Here is a 20,293-nt window from a genome sequence, read left to right as displayed (position 1 = left end):
ATAATAATCAGACGTCTGATGAATATGGCCCAACAGAATTGACGGTGCCCGCCAAGAGGCGCCGCAGGAGGAAACCATGATGCAGTCCCTGACCCGCCGCGCCGCCCTGACGTCAACCGTTCTGGCCGCGCTGACCGCAGCCACCCTCTTCGCGCTCCCGGCGGCCGCGCAGTCGCTGATCCAGCGGCCGGTGAAGATCGTGGTGCCCTTCACGCCCGGTACCGGCATGGACATCCTGGCCCGCATCATCGGCGAGCAGATGCGCCAGCGTTCGGGCCAGACCGTGGTGGTGGAAAACCGCGTCGGCGCGTCTGGCAATATCGGCAGCCAGGTGGTGGCGACATCGGCACCCGACGGCTACACGCTGATGGTGACCGCCAATACCTTCACCATGACGCCCTCGCTGTACAAATCCGTGCCCTATGACGTGAGCCGGGATTTCGCGCCGATCGGCAGCATCGCCAACGGCCAGATGGTGCTGGCCGTGCATCCCTCCGTGAAGGCGACCAACCTGAAGGACTTCATCGCGGAAGCCAAAGCCAATCCGGGCAAGATCGACTATGCCTCGCCCGGCAATGGCACGCCGCAGCATCTGGCGATGGAGAGCTTCAAGCAGGCTGCCGGCATCAACCTGAACCACATTCCCTACAAGGGCTCGGGCGGCGCGGTGCAGGACCTGCTGGGCGGCACCGTGGCAGCGATGATCATGCCGGTGCATACGGCGCTGCCCTTCCTGGCCGATAACCGCATCCGCGTGCTGGGCGTGACCAGCGCCGAACGCTCGCCGGTGGCGCCGCAGCTGCCCACCATGGCCGAACAGGGCGTCGCCGGTTTCGATGTCGATCTGTGGTTCGCCATGTATGCCCCGGCGAAGACGCCGCCGGAGATGGTGAAAGGACTGAATGCCGAACTGAACGCCATCCTGTCCGATCCCGCCGTGCGCGAGACGATCCAGAAGCAGGGCCTGGTGGTGAGGACCGGCACGCCGGATGCCCTGGCCAAGCAGACCGCCACCGATACCGCGCGCTGGGCCAAGGTGGTGAGCGAAGCCAAGATCGAGGCCGAGTAAGCCCGCGTAAAAGGACGTCAGTCATGGATGTGATTATTATCGGCGGCGGCATCGGCGGCCTGACCCTGGCGCTGACCCTGCACGACCGCGGCATTCCCTGCCGCGTCTTCGAGGCGGCGCCGGAAATCCGCGCCGTCGGCGTCGGCGTCAACCTGCTGCCACACAGCACGAAAGAGCTGTTCCGCCTCGGGCTGGAAGACCCGCTGACCAAGGCGGCGGTAAGCGCGAAGGAAGCCGCCTTCTTCAACCGCTTCGGCCAGCTCATCCATGCCGAGCCGCTGGGGATTGCCGCCGGTTACGACTGGCCGCAGCTCTCCATCCATCGTGCGGATCTGCAGGCGGCGTTACTGGCAGCCGCAAAAGAGCGCATCGGCGCCGACCGTATCCATCTGGGCTGGCAGTGCATCGGCGTCGAGCAGGATGCGCAGCAGACCCGCGTGCATTTCCGCAATACCGAAACCGGCCTGGCCCTGCCCGACCAGATCGGCGAGGTGGCGATTGCCTGCGACGGCATCCATTCGGTGATCCGCAAGCAGTTCAATCCGGCGGAAGGCCAGCCGCGCTATTCCGGCGTCAACATGTGGCGCGGCATCACCCGCATGAAGCCGATCCTGTCGGGCGCCACCATGGTGCGCGCCGGCTGGCTCAGCCACGGCAAGATGGTGATCTATCCGATCCGCGAGAATGTCGATGCCGAGGGCAACCAGATGATGAACTGGGTGGCCGAGATCGAGACGCCGAAGCATATCCAGCGCGACTGGAACCGCAGCGGCAGCCTGGACGACTTCCTGCCGGCCTTTGCCGACTGGCAGTTCGACTGGCTTGATGTGCCGGCGATGATCAAGGCGGCCGACATGGTGCTGGAATTCCCGATGGTGGACCAGGACCCGCTGCCGCGCTGGAGCCAGGGTCGCGTCACGCTGCTGGGCGATGCAGCGCATCCGATGGTGCCGCGTGGCTCCAATGGCGCCGGCCAGTCGATCCTCGATGCCCGTGTGCTGGCCGACCTGCTGGCCGAGGGGAAAGACCCGGTGGAAGCGCTGGCGGCCTATGAGGCCAAGCGCCTGCCCGCCACCACCAATGTGGTGCTGACCAACCGCACCAATCCGCCCGACGCCATCCTGCGCGAGGTGTTCGAGCGCACCGGCGACAAGCCGTTTGCCAGGATCGGCGATGTGATCAGTCCGGCCGAACTGACGGCGATCACCGACAACTATAAAAAAGTGGCCGGTTATGAGAAGGACAAGCTGAAGACGGCGTGACGGAAGTCCGGATCGGCTCCGGACTTCCGCCGTCCGCTCAGTTCAGGCCGTAATTGCTCATCTCAGTCAGATCTGCACTACAGCCGTCCGCATGGGCAAAGGCACTGGTCTGGATCGCCTTCGAGAACGGTCCGCCGCGCATGATCGCCCACAGACCGGCCAGGCTGTCATACTGGCTCAGCGGCAGCGCTGCCAGTGCGGCCCTGGTCTTGGCGCAGAAGGCGCGCGCACCATCCCGTGACGTCGCGGCCGTACCGATGGCCGCGATCGCCTCGCCATACCACGCCTGCCGGGCGATATAGTCGCCGAGCGACACCTGCTCGGTCACCCTGTAGGTCAGGACACGGTCGGTCGTCAGGCCGGTGAACGCCGCCCGCGCCGCCTCCGTCCTGCTGGGGCGGCAACTGATGGCAGGTGCCGCGCAGACGCCCATATCGGAAAAGATCGACGGCTTTGGCGTGCTGACCGTCAGCTTCCATGTGCCCGGTGATTCCAGGAGCTGGCTCGACAGGTTGTTATCTTTCGGCAGCTTTAGCGTGATCTCAAGGCCTGACGTCGGCTTCCAGAGATTCAATGGCTCACGATAAAGCGTCGTCTCGTCGACTTTTTCCGAGAACAGCTTGCCCAGCGCGGCATCCAGAGACTGGGCCTCGCGCTGCATCGACGGCGCCGACAGCGTGGTGGCCACCTTTGTCGCCGGACTGATCTGCTGCGCCGCTTCCCGCAGCACGCGTACCGCCGTGACCAGGATCTGCGATTCCGGCGCATTGGTCAGGTTGAACAGCCCTTTCACCTCGACATTCTGGCCGCTCTTGACCAGGAAATGTGGCGTCCGTTCGCTGGCGATCACGTCGGTTGCCCATGTCTCGCCGCGCCGGCCGCTGGTATTGGCACTGGCATAAAGCGACCATGTCGTGCTGACGCCGGCATCCGTCACCGCGGTCCGCAGCACCATGCTGCTGGCCGTGGCCTTGGTCCACAGGGCGCGGGCCAGTGCGTTGCGCTGCTGGTGGTCCTTTGGGTCCGCGGTGCCGTCCAGCGCCGCCATGCTCTGCAGGATGAGGCTGGTATACAGCCCGGCATGCGGCTCCTCAGCCTGCTGGATCGCATTTTTGACATCGAAGAAGGCCGTGGCATCGAACTGCTTTACCGGCTGACCACCGCCCCCACCGGTTGGCACGGTGCCCGAGACGTTTTGAATCCGCTCCGTGGCCGCCACCGGCATATCTGCCTTTAAAGTTTGCTGTGATGTTGGCGCGCAGGCCGTCAGTATCAGGACGCCCGCGATCCCCGCTGATCGCTGCAGGCACGCCAATCCGTATGCTGTATTTCGCATTGTATATCCCCCAAGGTTTTTGCCCCAGAGGTACAGTCCGCAATCACACGACAGGCCGGCAATCTGATTCTCGCGGTACACTATATCCGCGTATGCAAACGGAAAACCCTCCTGTGGAAATCGTCCTCCGTTCCAGAAGGGATGTGCACTGAGGAAAAGTCAGACGCGATCCGCCAGGCCAATTGCCCGATCCTGATGGCGCTTATGCCTGCCCGAAAAAACCATACCCCGCGGGTTCGACCCGCGGGGTATGCCCTGTCATCGTCAGGAGAACCGGCCGTTCTTGTTGAAGCCGCGGGGCACGATGCGGCCGGCCTGGGCGCGTTCGCCGCGATATTCCTTCAGGTCGGTCTCGGTCTTGGTGCGGCCGGAGGAATCGGTCCAGGTCAGGCCCTGCTTGTAGGTGAAGGTCTTGGCGTCCAGCAGGCCGCCATCCTTGTATTTCTGCAGGGTGATGCCGCGACCCTTGGTCATCTCGGGCAGCTCCGCGAGAGGGAACAGCAGCAGCTTGCGGTTCTCGCCCACCACCGCGACGGTGTCGCCCTCGACCTGGGTCAGCACGCAGGCCTCTGCCGGGGTCTGCAGGTTCAGAATCTGCTTGCCTGTGCGGGTGCCGGCCAGCATTTCCTCTTCCGGGCAGATGAAGCCGCGACCGTCGCTGCCGGCGACCAGGAATTTGCGGTCGCCCTGGTATTTGAACAGGGCGACGATGTCCTGGTCGTTGCCGAGATCGACGGTGAGCCGCACCGGCTCGCCATGGCCGCGACCGCGCGGCAGCTTATCGCAGGCGATCGTATAGGCGCGGCCGTTGGTGCCGAACAGCAGCAGCTTGTCGGTGCTTTCGGCATGCAGCCAGAAGCGGCCCTTGTCGCCTTCCTTGAAGGCCGCCGTGCCGTCATCGGCGACATGGCCCTTGATGGCGCGGATCCAGCCTTTGGCCGAGCAGATCACGGTGATCGGCTCGCGCTCGACCAGGATGTCGAAGGCTTCCTCGGAAATGACCGGCGCATCGCCGACGCTGGTGCGGCGCTTGCCGAGCGCGGTCTTGGGGCCGAACTGCTTCTTGATCTCCTGCACTTCCGCCGCGATGGCCGTCCAGCGCAGAGACTCATCGCCCAGCAGCTTTTTCAGCTCGGCCAGTTCGGTGCTCAACGCCTTGTGCTCGCCGCGCAGCTCCATCTCTTCCAGCTTGCGCAAACTGCGCAGGCGCATGTTGAGGATGGCTTCGGCCTGCACATCGGTAAGCTTGAACCGCTTCATCATCGCCGGCTTGGGCTCGTCCTCGCGGCGGATGATCTCGATCAGCTCGTCGAGATTGAGGTAGGCGATCAGATAGCCGTCGAGCACTTCCAGGCGATGCTCGATCTTGCCCTGGCGGTATTTGCTCTTGCGCTCCAGCACCTCGTGGCGGTGATCCAGATAGGCCTGCAGCACCTCGCGCAGGTTCATCACCTTGGGCAGCTTGCCGCCGTCCAGCACGTTCAGGTTCAGCGGGAAGCGCGTTTCCAGATCGGTGCTGCGGAACAGGCTTTCCATCAGCACGGCGGGATCGATGGTGCGGTTCTTCGGAATGATGACCAGACGGATGTCTTCCGCCGATTCATCGCGCACGTCGTCGAGCAGCGGCGCCTTCTTGTCGGTGATCAGTTCGGCGATGCGCTCGATCAGCTTCGACTTCTGCACCTGGTAGGGAATCTCGGTGACGACGATCTGCCACATGCCGCGCGGCAGCTCTTCCTTCACCCAGCGGGCGCGATGGCGGAAGCTGCCGCGGCCGGTCTTGTAGGCCTCGATGCGGCTCGACAGCGGCTCGACCATGATGCCGCCGGTAGGGAAATCCGGGCCCTGCACGAATTCCACCAGCTTCTCGATGCTGGCATTCTTATGCTTGATCAGATGCAGCAGCGCATCGCAAAGCTCGGGCAGGTTATGCGGCGGGATCGAGGTGGCCATGCCGACGGCGATGCCGCTGGCGCCATTGGCCAGCAGGTTGGGCAGGCCGGCCGGCAGCACCACCGGCTCGTCATTCTCGCCGTCGTAATTGGGGCGGAAATCGACGGTGTCGTCATCCAGGTTGGCCAGCAGGACGTTGGCCACTTCGGTGAGGCGGGCCTCGGTGTATCGCATGGCGGCGGCGTTATCGCCGTCGATATTGCCGAAGTTGCCCTGGCCGTCGACCAGCGGATAGCGCTGGGCGAAATCCTGGGCCAGGCGCACCAGCGCGTCATAGACCGACTGGTCGCCATGGGGATGGTATTTACCGATCACGTCGCCGACGACGCGGGCGCATTTCTTGTAGCCGGCACTGGGATCCAATTTAAGCAGCCGCATGGCGAACAGCACGCGGCGCTGCACCGGCTTCAGCCCGTCGCGCGCATCGGGCAGCGAGCGCGAGGTGATGGTGCTGAGCGCATAGGCCAGATAGCGCTCGGACAGCGCGTCGGGCAGCGGCACGTTGCGGATATCTTCGGGGACGTCCTTGGGCGGGAGATGCTTGCTCATGGGGCGGTTCTTACAACAAACGGGGTGATTCTTCTACGGATGCAGGCTGCGATGCACCACTTCCAGCAGCCGGGCGCGGGCCTGCGGCACGGCTTTATGCAACTGGGCGAACAGGCGGTTTTCCAGGAAATGCCCGGTCAGCGCGAGGCCCGATTCGACCTCCAGCAGTGGATGATTCGACGCCGCCGCGCCGCTGCGGCCCGGCACCAAGAAGGCCGGCAGGCCGAGCAGCCGGTCGGCATAGGGCGCCGCGGCTTCCGCCGACACCGCCCGGCCGGTGCGCGGCGAGACATGGGTGAGCCCGGTGGTGGCGCCGGTGGCGGCGCAGCTGCCCAGATCGATGCCGTAGCCCATCTCGGCCAGCAGGCCGACTTCCCAGCGCACATAGAGCGCGCCCCAGTCGCCCGGCTCGGGCATATCCGCCATCAGGGTGAACAGCGATTTGGTGGCATTGAACAGGGCCGGATGCGGCTCGCGCTCGGGCAGCGTGGTGTCGATCAGGGCGCAGACCGCGCTGAGCGCCGCCAGTCGCGCCGGATCGTCCAGCATTAATGCTGCCGGATGGCCGAGCGATTCCAGGCTGAAATAGCCGAGCTGTTCCGACAGCCGGGCCCGCCAGTCGGCGCGCACGATCTGGCCGGGCTGGATGCCGCCGCCGAGCGAGCGGCCCTGCCCCGCGCCAGAGCCGCGCAGCAGCCCGGCATGACGGCCGTGATGCTCGGTCAGCAGCGCGACGATGCGCGCGCTTTCGCCATGGTGGCGCACACTGAGCACCACGCCGTCATCCTGCCATTCCATACAGATGGCTTAGGGTGATTCTCCGGGGCGGGCAAGGCGCAAACAAATCCGCTTTACAGGCCTTCGGGGCTCTCCCACACTTTCGGACGGGCAGACGGAAAACCGGGGGAAACCATGGCGGGCGCCGACCTGACGATCGCGGATGCGCGTCTGCAAAAGCTGCATGACTACTGGCTGGCGAAAAAGGGCGACCGCCCCTTCCCCGCCCGCGCCGATATCGCGCCGGAAGAGCTGCGCGACATCCTGCCCTGGGTGTTCATCATGGAGCTGGTGGACGGCCGCATCCGCTACCGCCTGGTGGGCGAGGCCTTCCGCGAGATCTATGGCGATGCGCTGGCCGGAAAGTTCATGGACGAGATCGACCTCGACCATATCACCGCCGCCTATATCGGCGAGTATGACACCTGCATCAAAACCGCCAGCCCGGTGGCCCGGCAATGGAAGTTCACCAAGCTGAGCGGCCGGCGGCTCGATTACGAGCGCCTGATCCTGCCGCTGACGGTGGACGGCAAGACCATCACCATGTTCCTCGGCGGCGCGGTGGGATTTGGGTATGGGTGAGACCTAGCGTCCCACCAGGGCCCGCAGCTTGCCCAGCATCTGCACGGCTGCGGGATCCGTGGCGCTCTGGAAAGCCCGCGACCCTGCCGGCGAGGACGAAATCGGACGGCCACTGTCGATGAAAAAGATGTAATAGCCCCCGGGCACCAGCGGCAGACCACAGCTGGTGCCCTCGTCATACATCCTATGGTCGGCCGGTGGATTGCCCTTGAAGGTTTCGATCAGCTCGAAACGTCCGATGACAGTCGGATCACGGTCACCGGAGGGAAGCAAACCCTTTGGCCGCTCATTCTCGATGACTCGCGCAAAGAAGACCGACGATGCGCGGCCAAACCGCTCTTCATCCGTCGCTGAAACGGGTGTGCATGCCTGCGCTTTGCCTGCCAGAATGGCAGCGAACAGCAGCATCGCGACACCAATCAGTTTCTTTCGCATCTGGCAGACACTATCCGTCAATCCGTCCTGATTGAACAAAAAAAGGGCGGCCTTGCGGGCCGCCCTCTTCGTATCGGTTATGACCGACAGGCTTACTCGGCGGCGTCGCCGACGGCAGCCTGCAGTTCGCTTTCCAGCGCATCGGCGAAGTCTCGATCGCGCTGGGCGGCGAGGCCTTTCATGCGGCTCATGATCGCGCCGGTGCCGACCGGGATCAGGCGGCCGACGATGACGTTCTCCTTGAGGCCGACCAGCCTGTCCACCTTGCCGCCGACGGCAGCTTCGGTGAGCACGCGGGTGGTCTCCTGGAAGGACGCGGCCGAGAAGAACGACCGGGTCTGCAGGCTCGCCTTGGTGATGCCGAGCAGAACCGGCATGCCCTTGGCCGGCTTGCGGCCATCGGCTTCGGTCTTGGCATTCACCTCTTCGAACTCGCTGCGGTCGACCTGCTCGCCGATCAGGAAGGTGGTTTCCGCCGGGTCGGTGATCTCGATCTTCTGCAGCATCTGGCGGCAAATCACCTCGATGTGCTTGTCGTTGATCTTCACGCCCTGCAGACGATAGACCTCCTGAATCTCGTTCACGAGATAGTTGGCCAGCGCCTCGATGCCGAGCACCTTGAGGATGTCGTGCGGTGCCGGGTTGCCATCGAGCAGATGGTCGCCGACACGGACGAAATCGCCTTCCTGAACGGCAATCTGCTTGCCCTTCGGGATCAGGTATTCAACTGCTTCGGCGCCCTCTTCGGCCGGCTTCAGGATCAGGCGGCGCTTGGCCTTGTAATCCTTGCCGAACTCGACGCGGCCGTCGATCTCCGCGATCACCGCATGGTCCTTCGGGCGGCGGGCTTCAAAGAGCTCGGCCACACGCGGCAGACCGCCGGTGATGTCACGGGTCTTGGTGCCTTCCACCGGGATACGCGCCAGCACGTCGCCGGCATGGACCTGCGCACCATCTTCCACCGACAGAATGGCGTCGGCCGAGAGGTAGTAGCGGCCTTCGGCACCGCTGACGAGCATGAGGATCTCGCCCTTGTCGTTGCGCAGCGTGATGCGCGGACGCAGCTCGCTGCCCTTCGGGTTCTGCTTCCAGTCGGAGACGACCTTGTAGGAAATGCCGGTCGACTCGTCGGTCGCTTCGCGCATCGACACGCCCTCGACGAGGTCGCGGTAATGCACGATACCCTCGCGCTCGGTGATGACCGGGCGGGTGTAGGGATCCCAGTCAGCGATGCGCTGGCCCTTCTTCACCTTGCCGCCTTCATCGGCGACCAGACGGGCGCCGTAAGGCACCTTGTGGCGGGCGCGTTCGCGGCCATTCTGGTCAACCAGGATGACTTCGCAATTGCGGCCCATGACCACGAAGCGGCCCTGGCTGTCGGTCACCAGGTTGCGGTTGGCGATCTTGAGGGTCGCGTCATAGGCGGCCTCAAGGCTCGACTGCTCCGCCACCTGGGCGGTGCCGCCGATGTGGAAGGTACGCATGGTCAGCTGGGTACCCGGCTCGCCGATGGACTGCGCGGCAATGACGCCGACAGCTTCACCGATGTTGACCTTGGTACCGCGGGCCAGATCGCGGCCATAGCACTTGCCGCAGACGCCAACCTGGCTGTCGCAGGTCAGCACCGAACGGATCAGCATGGATTCCACGCCGGCCGTCTCGATGCGATCCACGTCGCGCTCTTCCATCAGGTCGCCGGCCTTGACCAGAACCTCGCCGGTGAGCGGATGCTTCACGTCCAGGCTGGGCGTACGGCCCAGAATGCGCTCGCCAAGGGTGGCGATCACTTCGGCGCCCTCGACCACTTCGCGCACGGTGAGGCCGCGCTCGGTGCCGCAATCGTCCTCGGTGATGATGCAATCCTGCGCCACGTCGACGAGACGACGGGTCAGGTAGCCCGAGTTGGCGGTCTTCAAGGCGGTGTCGGCCAGACCCTTACGGGCGCCGTGGGTCGAGTTGAAATACTCGAGCACGGTGAGGCCTTCCTTGAAGTTCGAGATGATCGGCGTCTCGATGATCTCGCCCGACGGCTTGGCCATCAGGCCGCGCATGCCGGCGAGCTGCTTCATCTGCGCTGCCGAACCACGGGCGCCCGAATGGGCCATCATCCAGATCGAGTTGATCGGCTTGCGCTCGCCGCTGACCTGATCGATGTCGGTCTGAATGACCTTCATCATCTCGTCGGCGACGCGGTCGGTGCACTGGGACCAGGCATCGACCACCTTGTTGTACTTCTCGCCCTGGGTGATCAGGCCGTCCTGGTACTGCTGCTCGTATTCGCCGACCAGCTTCTTGGTGTCGTCGATATGCTTTTCCTTGGTCAGCGGCACGACCATGTCGTCCTTGCCGAAGGAAATGCCGGCCTTGAAGGCGCGGGTGAAGCCGAGCGCCATCATGCGATCGCAGAAGATGACGGTCTCTTTCTGGCCGCAATGGCGATACACCACGTCGATGACGTTGGTGATCTCCTTCTTGGTCAGCTGCTGGTTGATCACGCGGAACGGCACGTTCTTGTGCTTGGGCAGGATCTCGCTCAGCAGCATGCGGCCCGGCGTGGTGGTGACGCGGGCAATGATCGGATTGCCGTCCGAGTCCACCGTGCTGAGACGGGCCTTGATGCGGTGATGCAGCGTGATCGCCTTGGCATCCAGCGCCTGCTGGATTTCGGCGATCGTGGCGAAGACCGGGGTCCGCTCCACGATGGCGCCAGCCTGCAGCAGACGCTCCAGCTCGGCCTTCACGGCCGTCTTCGGCACTTCCACCTTGGTCTTGGGGTCGTAGACGATGACATCGTCTTCGGCCCAGGCCTTCAGCACCGCATTGACGTCCTTGATCTTCAGCACGTCGCCGAGCGGATGGTTACGCTCCATGGTCGTGTAATACAGACCGAGCACGATATCCTGCGACGGCACGATGATCGGCTTGCCGTTCGCCGGGCTGAGGATGTTGTTGGTCGACATCATCAGCACGCGGGCTTCGAGCTGGGCTTCCAGCGACAGCGGCACGTGCACCGCCATCTGGTCACCGTCGAAGTCGGCGTTGAAGGCGGCGCAGACCAGCGGATGCAGCTGGATGGCCTTGCCTTCGATCAGGGTCGGCTCGAAGGCCTGGATGCCCAGACGATGCAGGGTCGGGGCGCGGTTCAGCAGCACCGGATGTTCGCGGATGACCTCTTCGAGGATATCCCAGACTTCCGGACGCTCCTTTTCCACCATCTTCTTCGCCATCTTGACGGTGGCGGCCAGGCCGCGCAGCTCAAGCTTGGAGTAGATGAAGGGCTTGAACAGTTCGAGCGCCATCTTCTTCGGCAGGCCGCACTGGTGCAGCTTGAGTTCCGGACCGACGACGATGACCGAACGGCCCGAATAGTCGACGCGCTTGCCGAGCAGGTTCTGACGGAAACGACCCTGCTTGCCCTTCAGCATGTCGCTGAGCGACTTCAGCGGACGCTTGTTGGCGCCGGTGATGACGCGGCCGCGACGGCCGTTGTCGAACAGGGCGTCGACGGCTTCCTGCAGCATGCGCTTTTCGTTACGCACGATGATGTCAGGCGCGCGCAGCTCGATCAGGCGCTTCAGGCGGTTGTTGCGGTTGATGACGCGGCGATACAGATCGTTCAAATCCGAGGTCGCGAAGCGGCCGCCGTCCAGCGGCACCAGCGGACGCAGTTCCGGCGGAATCACCGGCACCACGGTCAGCACCATCCATTCCGGCTTGTTGCCGGAGTCGATGAAGCTTTCCACCAGCTTCAGGCGCTTGACCAGCTTCTTCGGCTTCAGTTCCGAAGTCGTCTCGATCAGCTCCTGGCGGATGTTGTCGCGCTCCTTTTCCAGGTCGAGCGCCACCAGCAGGTCGCGGATGGCTTCCGCGCCGATCTTGGCGACGAAGGCGTCATCGCCATATTCTTCCTGAGCAGTGAACAGCTGCTCTTCCGTCAGCAGGTCGAACTGCTTGAGCGGCGAGAGACCCGGCTCCACGACGACGTAGTTCTCGAAGTACAGGATGCGCTCGAGATCTTTCAGCGTCATGTCGAGCATGAGGCCGATACGCGAAGGCAGCGACTTCAGGAACCAGATATGCGCCACCGGCGAGGCCAGTTCGATATGGCCCATGCGCTCGCGACGCACCTTCGAGAGCGTGACTTCGACGCCGCACTTCTCGCAGATCACGCCGCGATACTTCATGCGCTTGTACTTGCCGCACAGGCACTCGTAGTCCTTGATCGGGCCAAAGATGCGGGCGCAAAACAGGCCGTCCCGCTCCGGCTTGAAGGTCCGGTAGTTGATGGTCTCAGGCTTCTTGATCTCGCCGTAGGACCACGAGCGGATACGCTCGGGGCTGGCGATCGAGATCTGGATCTGGTCGAAGGCCTGGGCGCCCTGGGGCTGGCCGAAAACGTTGCTCAGTTCGTTCATGTCTATCGTCTCCTATCGGAGGAAATGTTTCGTGGCGATCAGTAGGAACGCTGCGACAGCTCGACATTCAGGCCGAGCGACCGCATTTCCTTGACCAGCACGTTGAACGATTCCGGAATGCCGGCTTCGAAGTTGGTGTCGCCGCGCACGATCGACTCGTAAACCTTCGAGCGACCGGCCACGTCGTCCGACTTGACCGTCAGCATTTCCTGCAGCGTGTAGGCGGCGCCGTATGCCTGGAGTGCCCAGACCTCCATTTCGCCGAACCGCTGACCGCCGAACTGCGCCTTGCCGCCGAGCGGCTGCTGGGTGACCAGCGAGTACGGGCCGATCGAACGGGCGTGGATCTTGTCATCCACCAGGTGATGCAGCTTCAGCATGTAGATGTAGCCAACCGTGACCTTGCGGTCGAAGGCTTCGCCGGTGCGGCCGTCGATCAGAGTGACCTGACCCGACTTGTCGAAGTTGGCCTTCTCCAGCATCTCCACGATGTCGGGCTCATGGGCGCCGTCGAAGACCGGAGTGGCCATCGGCACGCCGCGACGCAGATTGGCGCCGAGCTCGAGCAGCTGGTCATCCGACAGATCGTTGATCTTGTCGGCGTATTCCTGCTTGGAATAGATGGTCTTCATGGTCTGGCGCAGATCGGCCGCCTTGGCCGTGTTGCGGTTGACCTTGTCGAGCATCTCGCCGATCTGGCGACCCAGGCCGGCCGAAGCCCAGCCCAGATGGGTTTCCAGAATCTGTCCGACGTTCATGCGCGAGGGCACGCCCAGCGGGTTCAGCACGATATCGACCGGCTGACCGTCCTGCAGGTAGGGCATGTCTTCTTCCGGCACGATGCGGGAGATGACGCCCTTGTTGCCGTGGCGGCCGGCCATCTTGTCACCGGGCTGCAGCTTGCGCTTCACCGCGACGAAGACCTTGACCATCTTCATCACGCCGGGCGGCAGCTCGTCGCCGCGCTGCAGCTTCTCCACCTTGTCCTCGAAGCGCTTCTGGATGCGCGTGGTGGCGGCATCATACTGCTTCTTCAGCGCCTCGATGTCGGCCATCGACTTTTCGTTCTTGACGCTGATCTGCCACCACTGACCGGGGGTCAGTTCGGCCAGGATCTCGTCGGTGATCTTGCCGCCATCCTTGAAGCCCTTCGGACCCTTGTCAGCCTGCTTGCCGTTCAGGAGTTCCTTGAGGCGGCCATAGATGGAGCGCTCGATGATCGCCTTCTCGTCGTCACGGTCCTTGGCCAGACGCTCGATCTCGGCGCGCTCGATCGCCAGGGCGCGTTCGTCCTTTTCCACGCCATGGCGGGAGAAGACGCGCACTTCGACGATGGTGCCCGAGACGCCCGGCGGCACGCGCAGCGAGCTGTCGCGCACGTCGGAAGCCTTTTCGCCGAAGATGGCGCGCAGCAGCTTCTCTTCCGGCGTCATCGGGCTTTCGCCCTTCGGCGTGATCTTGCCGACCATGATGTCGCCCGGATGGACTTCGGCGCCGATATAGACGATGCCGGCCTCGTCGAGATTCTTGAGGCCTTCCTCGCCCACGTTCGGAATATCGCGGGTGATTTCCTCAGGCCCGAGCTTGGTGTCGCGGGCCATGACTTCGAATTCCTCGATATGGATCGAGGTGAAGACGTCGTCCTTGGCGATACGCTCCGAGATCAGGATCGAATCTTCGAAGTTGTAGCCGTTCCAGGGCATGAAGGCGACGAGCACGTTACGGCCCAGCGCCAGCTCGCCCAGCTCGGTCGAGGGACCGTCGGCGATGATATCGCCGGCGCGCACCTGATCGCCCACCTTCACCAGCGGGCGCTGGGTGATGCAGGTATTCTGGTTCGAGCGCTGGAACTTCAGCAGCTTGTAGATATCGACATTCGACTTCGACATATCGGCTTCGTCCGATACGCGGACGACGATACGGGTACCGTCGATCTGGTCGATCACGCCGGTGCGCTTGGCAACGATGGTGGCGCCGGAATCGCGGGCCACCACCTCTTCCATGCCGGTGCCGACCAGCGGCGCTTCGGCACGGATCAGCGGCACGGCCTGACGCTGCATGTTCGAACCCATCAGCGCGCGGTTGGCGTCATCGTTCTCGAGGAACGGGATCAGCGCCGCGGCGACGGAGACGAGCTGCTTGGGCGACACGTCCATGAAGTCGACGCCCTCGGGGCGGACCATGACGAAATCGCCGTTGCGGCGGCAGGAAACCAGGTCACCGGCCAGCTTGCCCTTGTCGATCTCCACGTTGGCCTGAGCAATGGTGTACTTGCCCTCTTCCATCGCGGTCAGATAGACGACCTCATCGGTCACCTTGCCGTCGCGGATGCGGCGGTACGGGCTCTCGATGAAGCCATACTGGTTGACGCGGGCATAGGTCGCCAGCGAGTTGATCAGACCGATATTCGGGCCTTCCGGCGTCTCAATCGGGCAGATGCGGCCGTAATGGGTCGGATGCACGTCGCGCACTTCGAAACCGGCGCGCTCGCGGGTCAGACCGCCCGGGCCAAGCGCCGAGAGACGGCGCTTGTGGGTGATCTCCGACAGCGGGTTGGTCTGGTCCATGAACTGCGAGAGCTGGCTGGAGCCGAAGAACTCGCGGACGGCAGCGGCAGCCGGCTTGGCGTTGATCAGGTCATGCGGCATGACCGTGTCGATCTCGACCGAGCTCATGCGCTCGCGGATCGCACGCTCCATGCGGACCAGGCCGATGCGGTACTGGTTTTCCATCAGCTCGCCGACCGAACGCACACGGCGGTTGCCGAGATGGTCGATGTCGTCGATTTCGCCGCGGCCATCCTTGAGTTCGACCAGCGTGCGTACGCAGGCCAGGATGTCCTCGGTGCGCAGCACGCGCACGGTGTCTTCGGCTTCCAGGCCGAGACGGGCGTTCATCTTCACGCGGCCGACGGCCGAGAGGTCATAACGCTCGGAATCGAAGAACAGGCCGTGGAACAGGGCTTCCGCCGTGTCCACCGTCGGCGGCTCGCCCGGACGCATGACGCGATAGATTTCGAACAGCGCCTGCTCGCGGCCCTGGTGCTTGTCGGCAACCATGGTGTTGCGGATGTAGGAGCCGATGGTGACGTGATCGACGTCGAGCACGGAGATCTGCTCGATGCCGGCAGCCTCCAGGGTCTCGATCTTCTTGACGTCGAGCTCCTCGCCCGCTTCCAGATAGATCTCGCCAGTCTCTTCGTTGACGATGTCGAGCGAGTTGTACTTGCCAACCATGTCGGCCGGCGACACCAGCAGTTCCTTCAGGCCCTCTTCCGCCAGCTTCTTGGCCAGACGCGGGGTCACCTTAGTGCCGGCCTCGACCATGACCTTGCCGGTCTTGGCGTTGATCAGCTCGCTGTTGAGGCGCACGCCGCGCATGCGCTCGGCATTGTATTCGGTGCGCCAGCCCTTCTTGTCGCGCTTGAAGATCACCTTCTTGTAGAAGGAGTCCAGGATCTCTTCCTGGGTCAGGCCCAGCGCGAAGAACAGCGTGGTGACCGGCAGCTTGCGGCGACGGTCGATGCGGACATGCACGATGTCCTTGGCATCGAACTCGAAATCGAGCCACGAGCCGCGATAGGGAATGACGCGGGCGGTGTAGAGATACTTGCCCGACGAATGGGTCTTGCCCTTGTCGTGGTCGAAGAACACGCCCGGGCTGCGGTGCATCTGCGAAACGATGACGCGCTCGGTGCCGTTGATGATGAAGGTGCCCTTGTCGGTCATGAGCGGCATGTCGCCCATGTAGACGTCCTGCTCCTTGATGCCCTTGACCGACTTGGCCTGGGTATCGGGATCGACTTCGAAGACGATCAGGCGCAGCGTCACCTTCAGCGGCGCGGCAAAGGTCATGCCGCGCTGCATGCACTCGTCGACATCGTACTTCGGCGCTTCGAACTCATACTTGACGAATTCGAGCGACGAGCTGTCGCTGAAATCCTTGATCGGGAAGACCGACTTGAAGACGCCCTGCAGGCCCGCATCGGGGCGCTGGTCGCCAGCGTCGTTCATCATCAGGAAACTGTCGTAGGAGCTTTTCTGAACCTCGATGAGGTTCGGCATCGAGGCAACGCTGGGGATGCGCCCGAAGCTTTTGCGAACGCGCTTGCGGCCGGTGAACGACAAGGTCATGTCTGTCCCAAATCTATATCTGTGCAGCGAAAGGATCGCGCCGCACGGTTCGGACCAGCGATGAGTTTCGCGGGCCTGTTAATCCCGCCGGGCGATCGCCGCGCCCAAAGATCCGAACCGTATCGATCCGCCGAAATCCGCGGCGGACGGGGTGTGTAACCCTGAAATGAGCCCCTGATATAGGGCAGCTTAGGGGCAGGTCCACACCGGACCCGCCCCCTCGCCGTTACGCGTATTACTTGACTTCGACCTTGGCGCCAGCGGCTTCCAGCTGGGCCTTGATCTTGGCGGCGTCGTCCTTGTTGACGCCTTCCTTGACAGCCTTCGGAGCGCCCTCGACGAGGTCCTTGGCTTCCTTGAGGCCCAGGCCGGTGATGGCGCGGACTTCCTTGATGACGTTGATCTTGTTCGCGCCGGCATCGGCGAGGATCACGTTGAACTCGGTCTTTTCTTCAGCGGCCGGGGCAGCAGCGCCACCGCCAGCGGCGGCAACGGCAACCGGGGCAGCAGCCGAAACGCCCCACTTCTCTTCGAGAAGCTTGGCGAGCTCGGCAGCCTCGAGGACGGTCAGCGTCGACAGTTCGTCAACGATCTTGTTCAAATCAGCCATTTGAGTGACTCCTTAGTGTGTAGGTTCGATACCTGGTTTGACAGTTACGGTTCGGCTTTTCGGCCTTAACCCTTCGTGGCATACGCATTGAGCAGGCGGGCCAACTGGCCAGCCGGCGCCTGCACGACGCCAGCGACCTTGGTCGCAGGCGCGTTGAGCAGGCCGATGATCTTGCCGCGCAGTTCGTCGAGCGACGGCAGGGTCGCCAAGGCTTTGACACCATCAGCATTCAGGACGGTTTCGCCCATGGCGCCGCCAACAACGACGAACTTGTCGTTCTTCTTGGCGAACTCCACGGCGACCTTCGCTGCGGCGACCGGATCATTGGCATAGGCAATGCCGGTCGGCCCCTTGAAGAGGTCCTTCAGGGATGCGTAGGTGGTGCCCTCGAGGGCAAGGCAGACAAGACGGTTTTTCGCGACCTTGAAGCTGGCGCCAGCGGCACGCATCTGACGGCGCAGCTCAGTCACCTGAGCAACGGTCAGACCGTTATTCTGGGTTACCACCACAGCCTCGGCCTCTTTAAAGACCTGGTTGAGCGTGGTCACCATCTCCTGTTTTTGAGCACGATCCACTGTTCGTCTCCTAAACAAGGAATCAGGTTGCCCTGATCCTGGTTGGCACTTGAGCAATCGATCTGGTCGCTCCGGCTTCGCTTCTCAGCTCCACCGTCTGCGGCAAACCGATCACCCGGTTCGCCTGTCCCAGGGCTCGAACCTTCCGGGCCCCGGTCGTAACCGGCGCCCTGAAAATTCTCTTCCCCGTCTATGCAGGTGGCCATTCCCATTAAACCCTTCGGCTAAAAAGCTTCCGGGGGCCTGCAGTCTCGGACAGGTTGCGATGCCCAGGTTGCCCTGAACATCGCTCCGTCAGCCTTCCGAGGAAGGCTGACGAAACTCGTTACTTACGCAGCGGCCTTGTCGCCGCCGCCAATCGCGTCGGTCAGATCGAGACGCACGCCCGGACCCATGGTCGAGCTGATCGCGATCTTCTTGACGTAGTGACCCTTCACGCCGGTCGGCTTGGCCTTCATCACGGCATCGATGAACGCCTTCACATTGGCGAGGATCTGCTCCTCGGTGAAGGACGCCTTGGCGATGCCGGCATGCAGCAGGCCGGCCTTCTCAACGCGGAACTCGACCTGGCCGCCCTTGGCCGCCTTGACGGCGCCAGCGACATCCATGGTGACCGAGCCGAGCTTCGGGTTCGGCATCAGGCCGCGCGGGCCCAGAACCTTACCCAGCTTGCCGACGACAGCCATCATGTCCGGCGTGGCAATGCAGCGATCGAACTCGATCTTGCCGGTGTTGATGATTTCGGCCAGATCGTCGGCGCCGACCAGGTCGGCACCAGCCTTCTTGGCTTCTTCGGCCTTCGCACCCTTGGCGAAGACGGCGACGCGAACGGTCTTGCCGGTGCCCGACGGCATGGTCACAACGCCACGGACCATCTGGTCGGCATGACGCGGATCGACGCCCAGGTTGACAGCGATTTCGATGGTCTCATCGAACTTCGCCTTGGCATTGGCCTTCACCATCTTGACGGCTTCGGTAACGCCGTAGCGGTGATCGGGATTGACCGTCTTCGCGGCGGTCGTGAAACGCTTGCCCTGCTTGCTCATGATTCAGATCTCCCCTTATTCGCCACGAACGTCCAGGCCCATCGAGCGGGCCGAACCAACGATCATGCGGGCTGCCGCATCAACGTCGTGAGCGTTGAGATCCTTCATCTTGGCCTTGGCGATCTCGCGCACCTGGTCCATCGTCACCGAGCCGACCTTGTCACCGCGGCCGGTCGTCTTCGAACCGGACTTGATGTTGGCAGCCTTCTTCAGGAAGTAGGTCACCGGCGGGGTCTTGGTGATGAACGTGAACGAACGGTCCGAATACACGGTGATAACCACCGGGATCGGCATGTCCTGCTCAAGGTCCTTGGTCTGCGCGTTGAACGCCTTGCAGAATTCCATGATGTTGACGCCGCGCTGGCCCAGAGCCGGGCCGATCGGCGGCGACGGGTTGGCCTTGCCGGCCGGAACCTGCAGCTTGATATAGCCGTCAATCTTCTTCGCCATACTGACTTCCTTTCCTGCTTGGAGAGCCTTGCTCCCCGCTAGCGGATACGCGGTGCGACAGGGTCGGTCCGGCGAATATGGACCTTAGCTGTCTCCCACGCGGTGAACCGGGCGATACGCGGCCCGGGTACTCAAGCAGTCAGGTCAGAGCTTCTCGACCTGGCTGTATTCCAGCTCCACCGGGGTGGCGCGACCGAAGATCGACACCGCCACCTTGAGGCGGGCGCGCTCTTCGTCCACTTCTTCCACCACGCCGGAGAACGACGTGAACGGGCCATCGGCCACACGCACCTGCTCGCCCACCTCGAAGGTGACCGAAGGCTTGGGATGCTCCACGCCTTCCTTCACCTGATTGGCGATCCGCTGCGCCTCGGCTTCCGTGATCGGCGACGGCTTGCCGCCCGAACTCAGAAAGCCGGTGACCTTCGGCGAATTCTTGACGAGATGGTAGGTCTCGTCGGTCATGGTCATCTTCACCAGCACGTAGCCGGGGAAAAACTTGCGTTCGGCATTGACCTTCTGGCCGCGGCGGACTTCCACCACTTCCTCGGTCGGGACCAGCACTTCTTCGAAGTGCTCGGACATGCCCTTCTGTGCCGCGCCATCGCGGATCGCCTGCGCGACCTTCTTTTCGAAGTTCGCGTAGACATGGACGATGTACCAGCGCGCCGCCATCGTCTTCAGCTCCCCAGGCCGAGGATCGTCTGCACACCGAAGCGCAGGATCGTGTCGACCACAAAAAAGAACAGCGCGGCGACCAGCCCCATCACGAACACCATTGCTGTGGTGATCAGGGTCTCCTTACGGCTCGGCCAGGTAACCTTGACGGTCTCCTGCCGGACCTGCCGGAAAAACTCGATCGGACTGACTTTCGCCATCGCCTTGTTATCCTAAACTCGAAACTCGTTACGTCTGCCACGCTGGCAGGGGCGGAGGGAGTCGAACCCCCAACCCCCGGTTTTGGAGACCGGTGCTCTAGCCAGTTGAGCTACGCCCCTGCATGCGCGTCAGTCGTCGCGTAATGTTACGCGATGACCTTGGCGACGACGCCGGCGCCGACGGTGCGGCCGCCTTCGCGGATCGCGAAGCGCAGGCCTTCAT

General features: G+C 63.3%; 15 protein-coding genes, 1 tRNA gene and 1 pseudogene. 3 read left to right on the top strand and 14 right to left on the bottom strand.

Translation table 11 applies throughout. The features are described from left to right. The first annotated feature begins 76 nt into the window (after nucleotides 1-76). Both AC1ROB_RS20345 and AC1ROB_RS20340 read left to right on the top strand, forming a co-directional pair. A complete protein-coding gene (locus AC1ROB_RS20345; protein ID WP_492973268.1) occupies nucleotides 77-1,069 on the top strand; it encodes a tripartite tricarboxylate transporter substrate binding protein in 993 nt (330 codons plus the stop codon). A 23-nt stretch (nucleotides 1,070-1,092) separates the two neighbouring features. Further along, nucleotides 1,093-2,331, top strand: a complete 1,239-nt coding sequence (locus tag AC1ROB_RS20340; RefSeq protein ID WP_492973269.1) for a flavin-dependent oxidoreductase — start codon at nucleotides 1,093-1,095, stop codon at nucleotides 2,329-2,331. Between the two features lie 37 nt (nucleotides 2,332-2,368). Here AC1ROB_RS20340 and AC1ROB_RS20335 read toward each other — a convergent pair whose 3' ends face one another. The 3 genes from AC1ROB_RS20335 to recO form a co-directional block, all read right to left on the bottom strand. Beyond that, nucleotides 2,369-3,550, bottom strand: coding sequence for a hypothetical protein (locus AC1ROB_RS20335; protein ID WP_492973270.1), 1,182 nt, complete (start codon nucleotides 3,548-3,550; stop codon nucleotides 2,369-2,371). Between the two features lie 381 nt (nucleotides 3,551-3,931). Continuing rightward, complete coding sequence (gene parC, locus AC1ROB_RS20330) at nucleotides 3,932-6,169, bottom strand: DNA topoisomerase IV subunit A (RefSeq protein WP_492973271.1); 2,238 nt, start codon at nucleotides 6,167-6,169, stop codon at nucleotides 3,932-3,934. Between the two features lie 33 nt (nucleotides 6,170-6,202). Beyond that, the gene (recO, locus tag AC1ROB_RS20325; RefSeq protein WP_492973272.1) at nucleotides 6,203-6,967 is read right to left on the bottom strand and encodes a DNA repair protein RecO; all 765 of its coding nucleotides are present in this window, start codon (nucleotides 6,965-6,967) and stop codon (nucleotides 6,203-6,205) included. Between the two features lie 114 nt (nucleotides 6,968-7,081). Between recO and AC1ROB_RS20320 the strand changes: the two genes are divergently transcribed. Beyond that, nucleotides 7,082-7,528, top strand: coding sequence for a PAS domain-containing protein (locus AC1ROB_RS20320; protein WP_492973273.1), 447 nt, complete (start codon nucleotides 7,082-7,084; stop codon nucleotides 7,526-7,528). Nucleotides 7,529-7,531: 3 nt separating this feature from the next. Here AC1ROB_RS20320 and AC1ROB_RS20315 read toward each other — a convergent pair whose 3' ends face one another. From AC1ROB_RS20315 to AC1ROB_RS20265, 11 genes and pseudogenes are all read right to left on the bottom strand, one after another. Continuing rightward, nucleotides 7,532-7,963 carry a hypothetical protein gene (locus AC1ROB_RS20315; protein ID WP_492973274.1) on the bottom strand — a complete coding sequence of 144 codons (432 nt, stop codon included), beginning with the start codon at nucleotides 7,961-7,963 and terminating at the stop codon, nucleotides 7,532-7,534. A gap of 143 nt (nucleotides 7,964-8,106) precedes the next feature. Continuing rightward, nucleotides 8,107-12,378, bottom strand: a pseudogene (rpoC, locus tag AC1ROB_RS20310) (DNA-directed RNA polymerase subunit beta'); the annotation flags it as partial. A gap of 38 nt (nucleotides 12,379-12,416) precedes the next feature. Further along, the gene (gene rpoB, locus AC1ROB_RS20305) at nucleotides 12,417-16,511 is read right to left on the bottom strand and encodes a DNA-directed RNA polymerase subunit beta (protein WP_492973275.1); all 4,095 of its coding nucleotides are present in this window, start codon (nucleotides 16,509-16,511) and stop codon (nucleotides 12,417-12,419) included. Between the two features lie 235 nt (nucleotides 16,512-16,746). Then, on the bottom strand, nucleotides 16,747-17,121 hold the full coding sequence (gene rplL, locus AC1ROB_RS20300; protein ID WP_341915005.1) for a 50S ribosomal protein L7/L12: 375 nt from the start codon (nucleotides 17,119-17,121) through the stop codon (nucleotides 16,747-16,749). 65 nt (nucleotides 17,122-17,186) lie between these two features. Further along, entirely contained in the window at nucleotides 17,187-17,696 is a 510-nt protein-coding gene (gene rplJ / locus AC1ROB_RS20295; RefSeq protein WP_492973276.1) for a 50S ribosomal protein L10, read from the bottom strand. 329 nt (nucleotides 17,697-18,025) lie between these two features. Next, complete coding sequence (gene rplA, locus AC1ROB_RS20290) at nucleotides 18,026-18,742, bottom strand: 50S ribosomal protein L1 (protein WP_492973277.1); 717 nt, start codon at nucleotides 18,740-18,742, stop codon at nucleotides 18,026-18,028. A 15-nt stretch (nucleotides 18,743-18,757) separates the two neighbouring features. Continuing rightward, entirely contained in the window at nucleotides 18,758-19,192 is a 435-nt protein-coding gene (rplK, locus tag AC1ROB_RS20285; RefSeq protein ID WP_341899184.1) for a 50S ribosomal protein L11, read from the bottom strand. Between the two features lie 144 nt (nucleotides 19,193-19,336). Further along, complete coding sequence (nusG, locus tag AC1ROB_RS20280) at nucleotides 19,337-19,867, bottom strand: transcription termination/antitermination protein NusG (RefSeq protein ID WP_492973278.1); 531 nt, start codon at nucleotides 19,865-19,867, stop codon at nucleotides 19,337-19,339. 5 nt (nucleotides 19,868-19,872) lie between these two features. Further along, a complete protein-coding gene (gene secE, locus AC1ROB_RS20275) occupies nucleotides 19,873-20,070 on the bottom strand; it encodes a preprotein translocase subunit SecE (RefSeq protein WP_492973279.1) in 198 nt (65 codons plus the stop codon). 43 nt (nucleotides 20,071-20,113) lie between these two features. Next, nucleotides 20,114-20,190, bottom strand: a tRNA-Trp gene (locus tag AC1ROB_RS20270). A gap of 26 nt (nucleotides 20,191-20,216) precedes the next feature. Then, a partial coding sequence (locus tag AC1ROB_RS20265; protein ID WP_445808136.1) for an EF-Tu C-terminal domain-related protein occupies nucleotides 20,217-20,293 on the bottom strand: 77 nt, incomplete at its 5' end.

The organism is Ferrovibrio sp. GW821-FHT12F09 (assembly GCF_058806775.1).
Note: the sequence above shows the minus strand (reverse complement) of the source record. Positions and strands in the feature narration are given on the sequence as shown.

Bases quoted from the DNA above. Each gene is read 5' to 3' on its own strand.
- recO (WP_492973272.1), bottom strand. From the start codon at position 6,967: ATGGAATGGCAGGATGACGGCGTGGTGCTCAGTGTGCGCCACCATGGC.
- nusG (WP_492973278.1), bottom strand. From the start codon at position 19,867: ATGGCGGCGCGCTGGTACATCGTCCATGTCTACGCGAACTTCGAAAAG.
- secE (WP_492973279.1), bottom strand. From the start codon at position 20,070: ATGGCGAAAGTCAGTCCGATCGAGTTTTTCCGGCAGGTCCGGCAGGAG.
- rplL (WP_341915005.1), bottom strand. From the start codon at position 17,121: ATGGCTGATTTGAACAAGATCGTTGACGAACTGTCGACGCTGACCGTC.
- parC (WP_492973271.1), bottom strand. From the start codon at position 6,169: ATGAGCAAGCATCTCCCGCCCAAGGACGTCCCCGAAGATATCCGCAAC.
- rplK (WP_341899184.1), bottom strand. From the start codon at position 19,192: ATGGCGAAGAAGATTGACGGCTATATCAAGCTGCAGGTTCCGGCCGGC.
- rpoB (WP_492973275.1), bottom strand. From the start codon at position 16,511: ATGACCTTGTCGTTCACCGGCCGCAAGCGCGTTCGCAAAAGCTTCGGG.
- AC1ROB_RS20320 (WP_492973273.1), top strand. From the start codon at position 7,082: ATGGCGGGCGCCGACCTGACGATCGCGGATGCGCGTCTGCAAAAGCTG.
- rplA (WP_492973277.1), bottom strand. From the start codon at position 18,742: ATGAGCAAGCAGGGCAAGCGTTTCACGACCGCCGCGAAGACGGTCAAT.
- AC1ROB_RS20315 (WP_492973274.1), bottom strand. From the start codon at position 7,963: ATGCGAAAGAAACTGATTGGTGTCGCGATGCTGCTGTTCGCTGCCATT.
- AC1ROB_RS20340 (WP_492973269.1), top strand. From the start codon at position 1,093: ATGGATGTGATTATTATCGGCGGCGGCATCGGCGGCCTGACCCTGGCG.
- AC1ROB_RS20345 (WP_492973268.1), top strand. From the start codon at position 77: ATGATGCAGTCCCTGACCCGCCGCGCCGCCCTGACGTCAACCGTTCTG.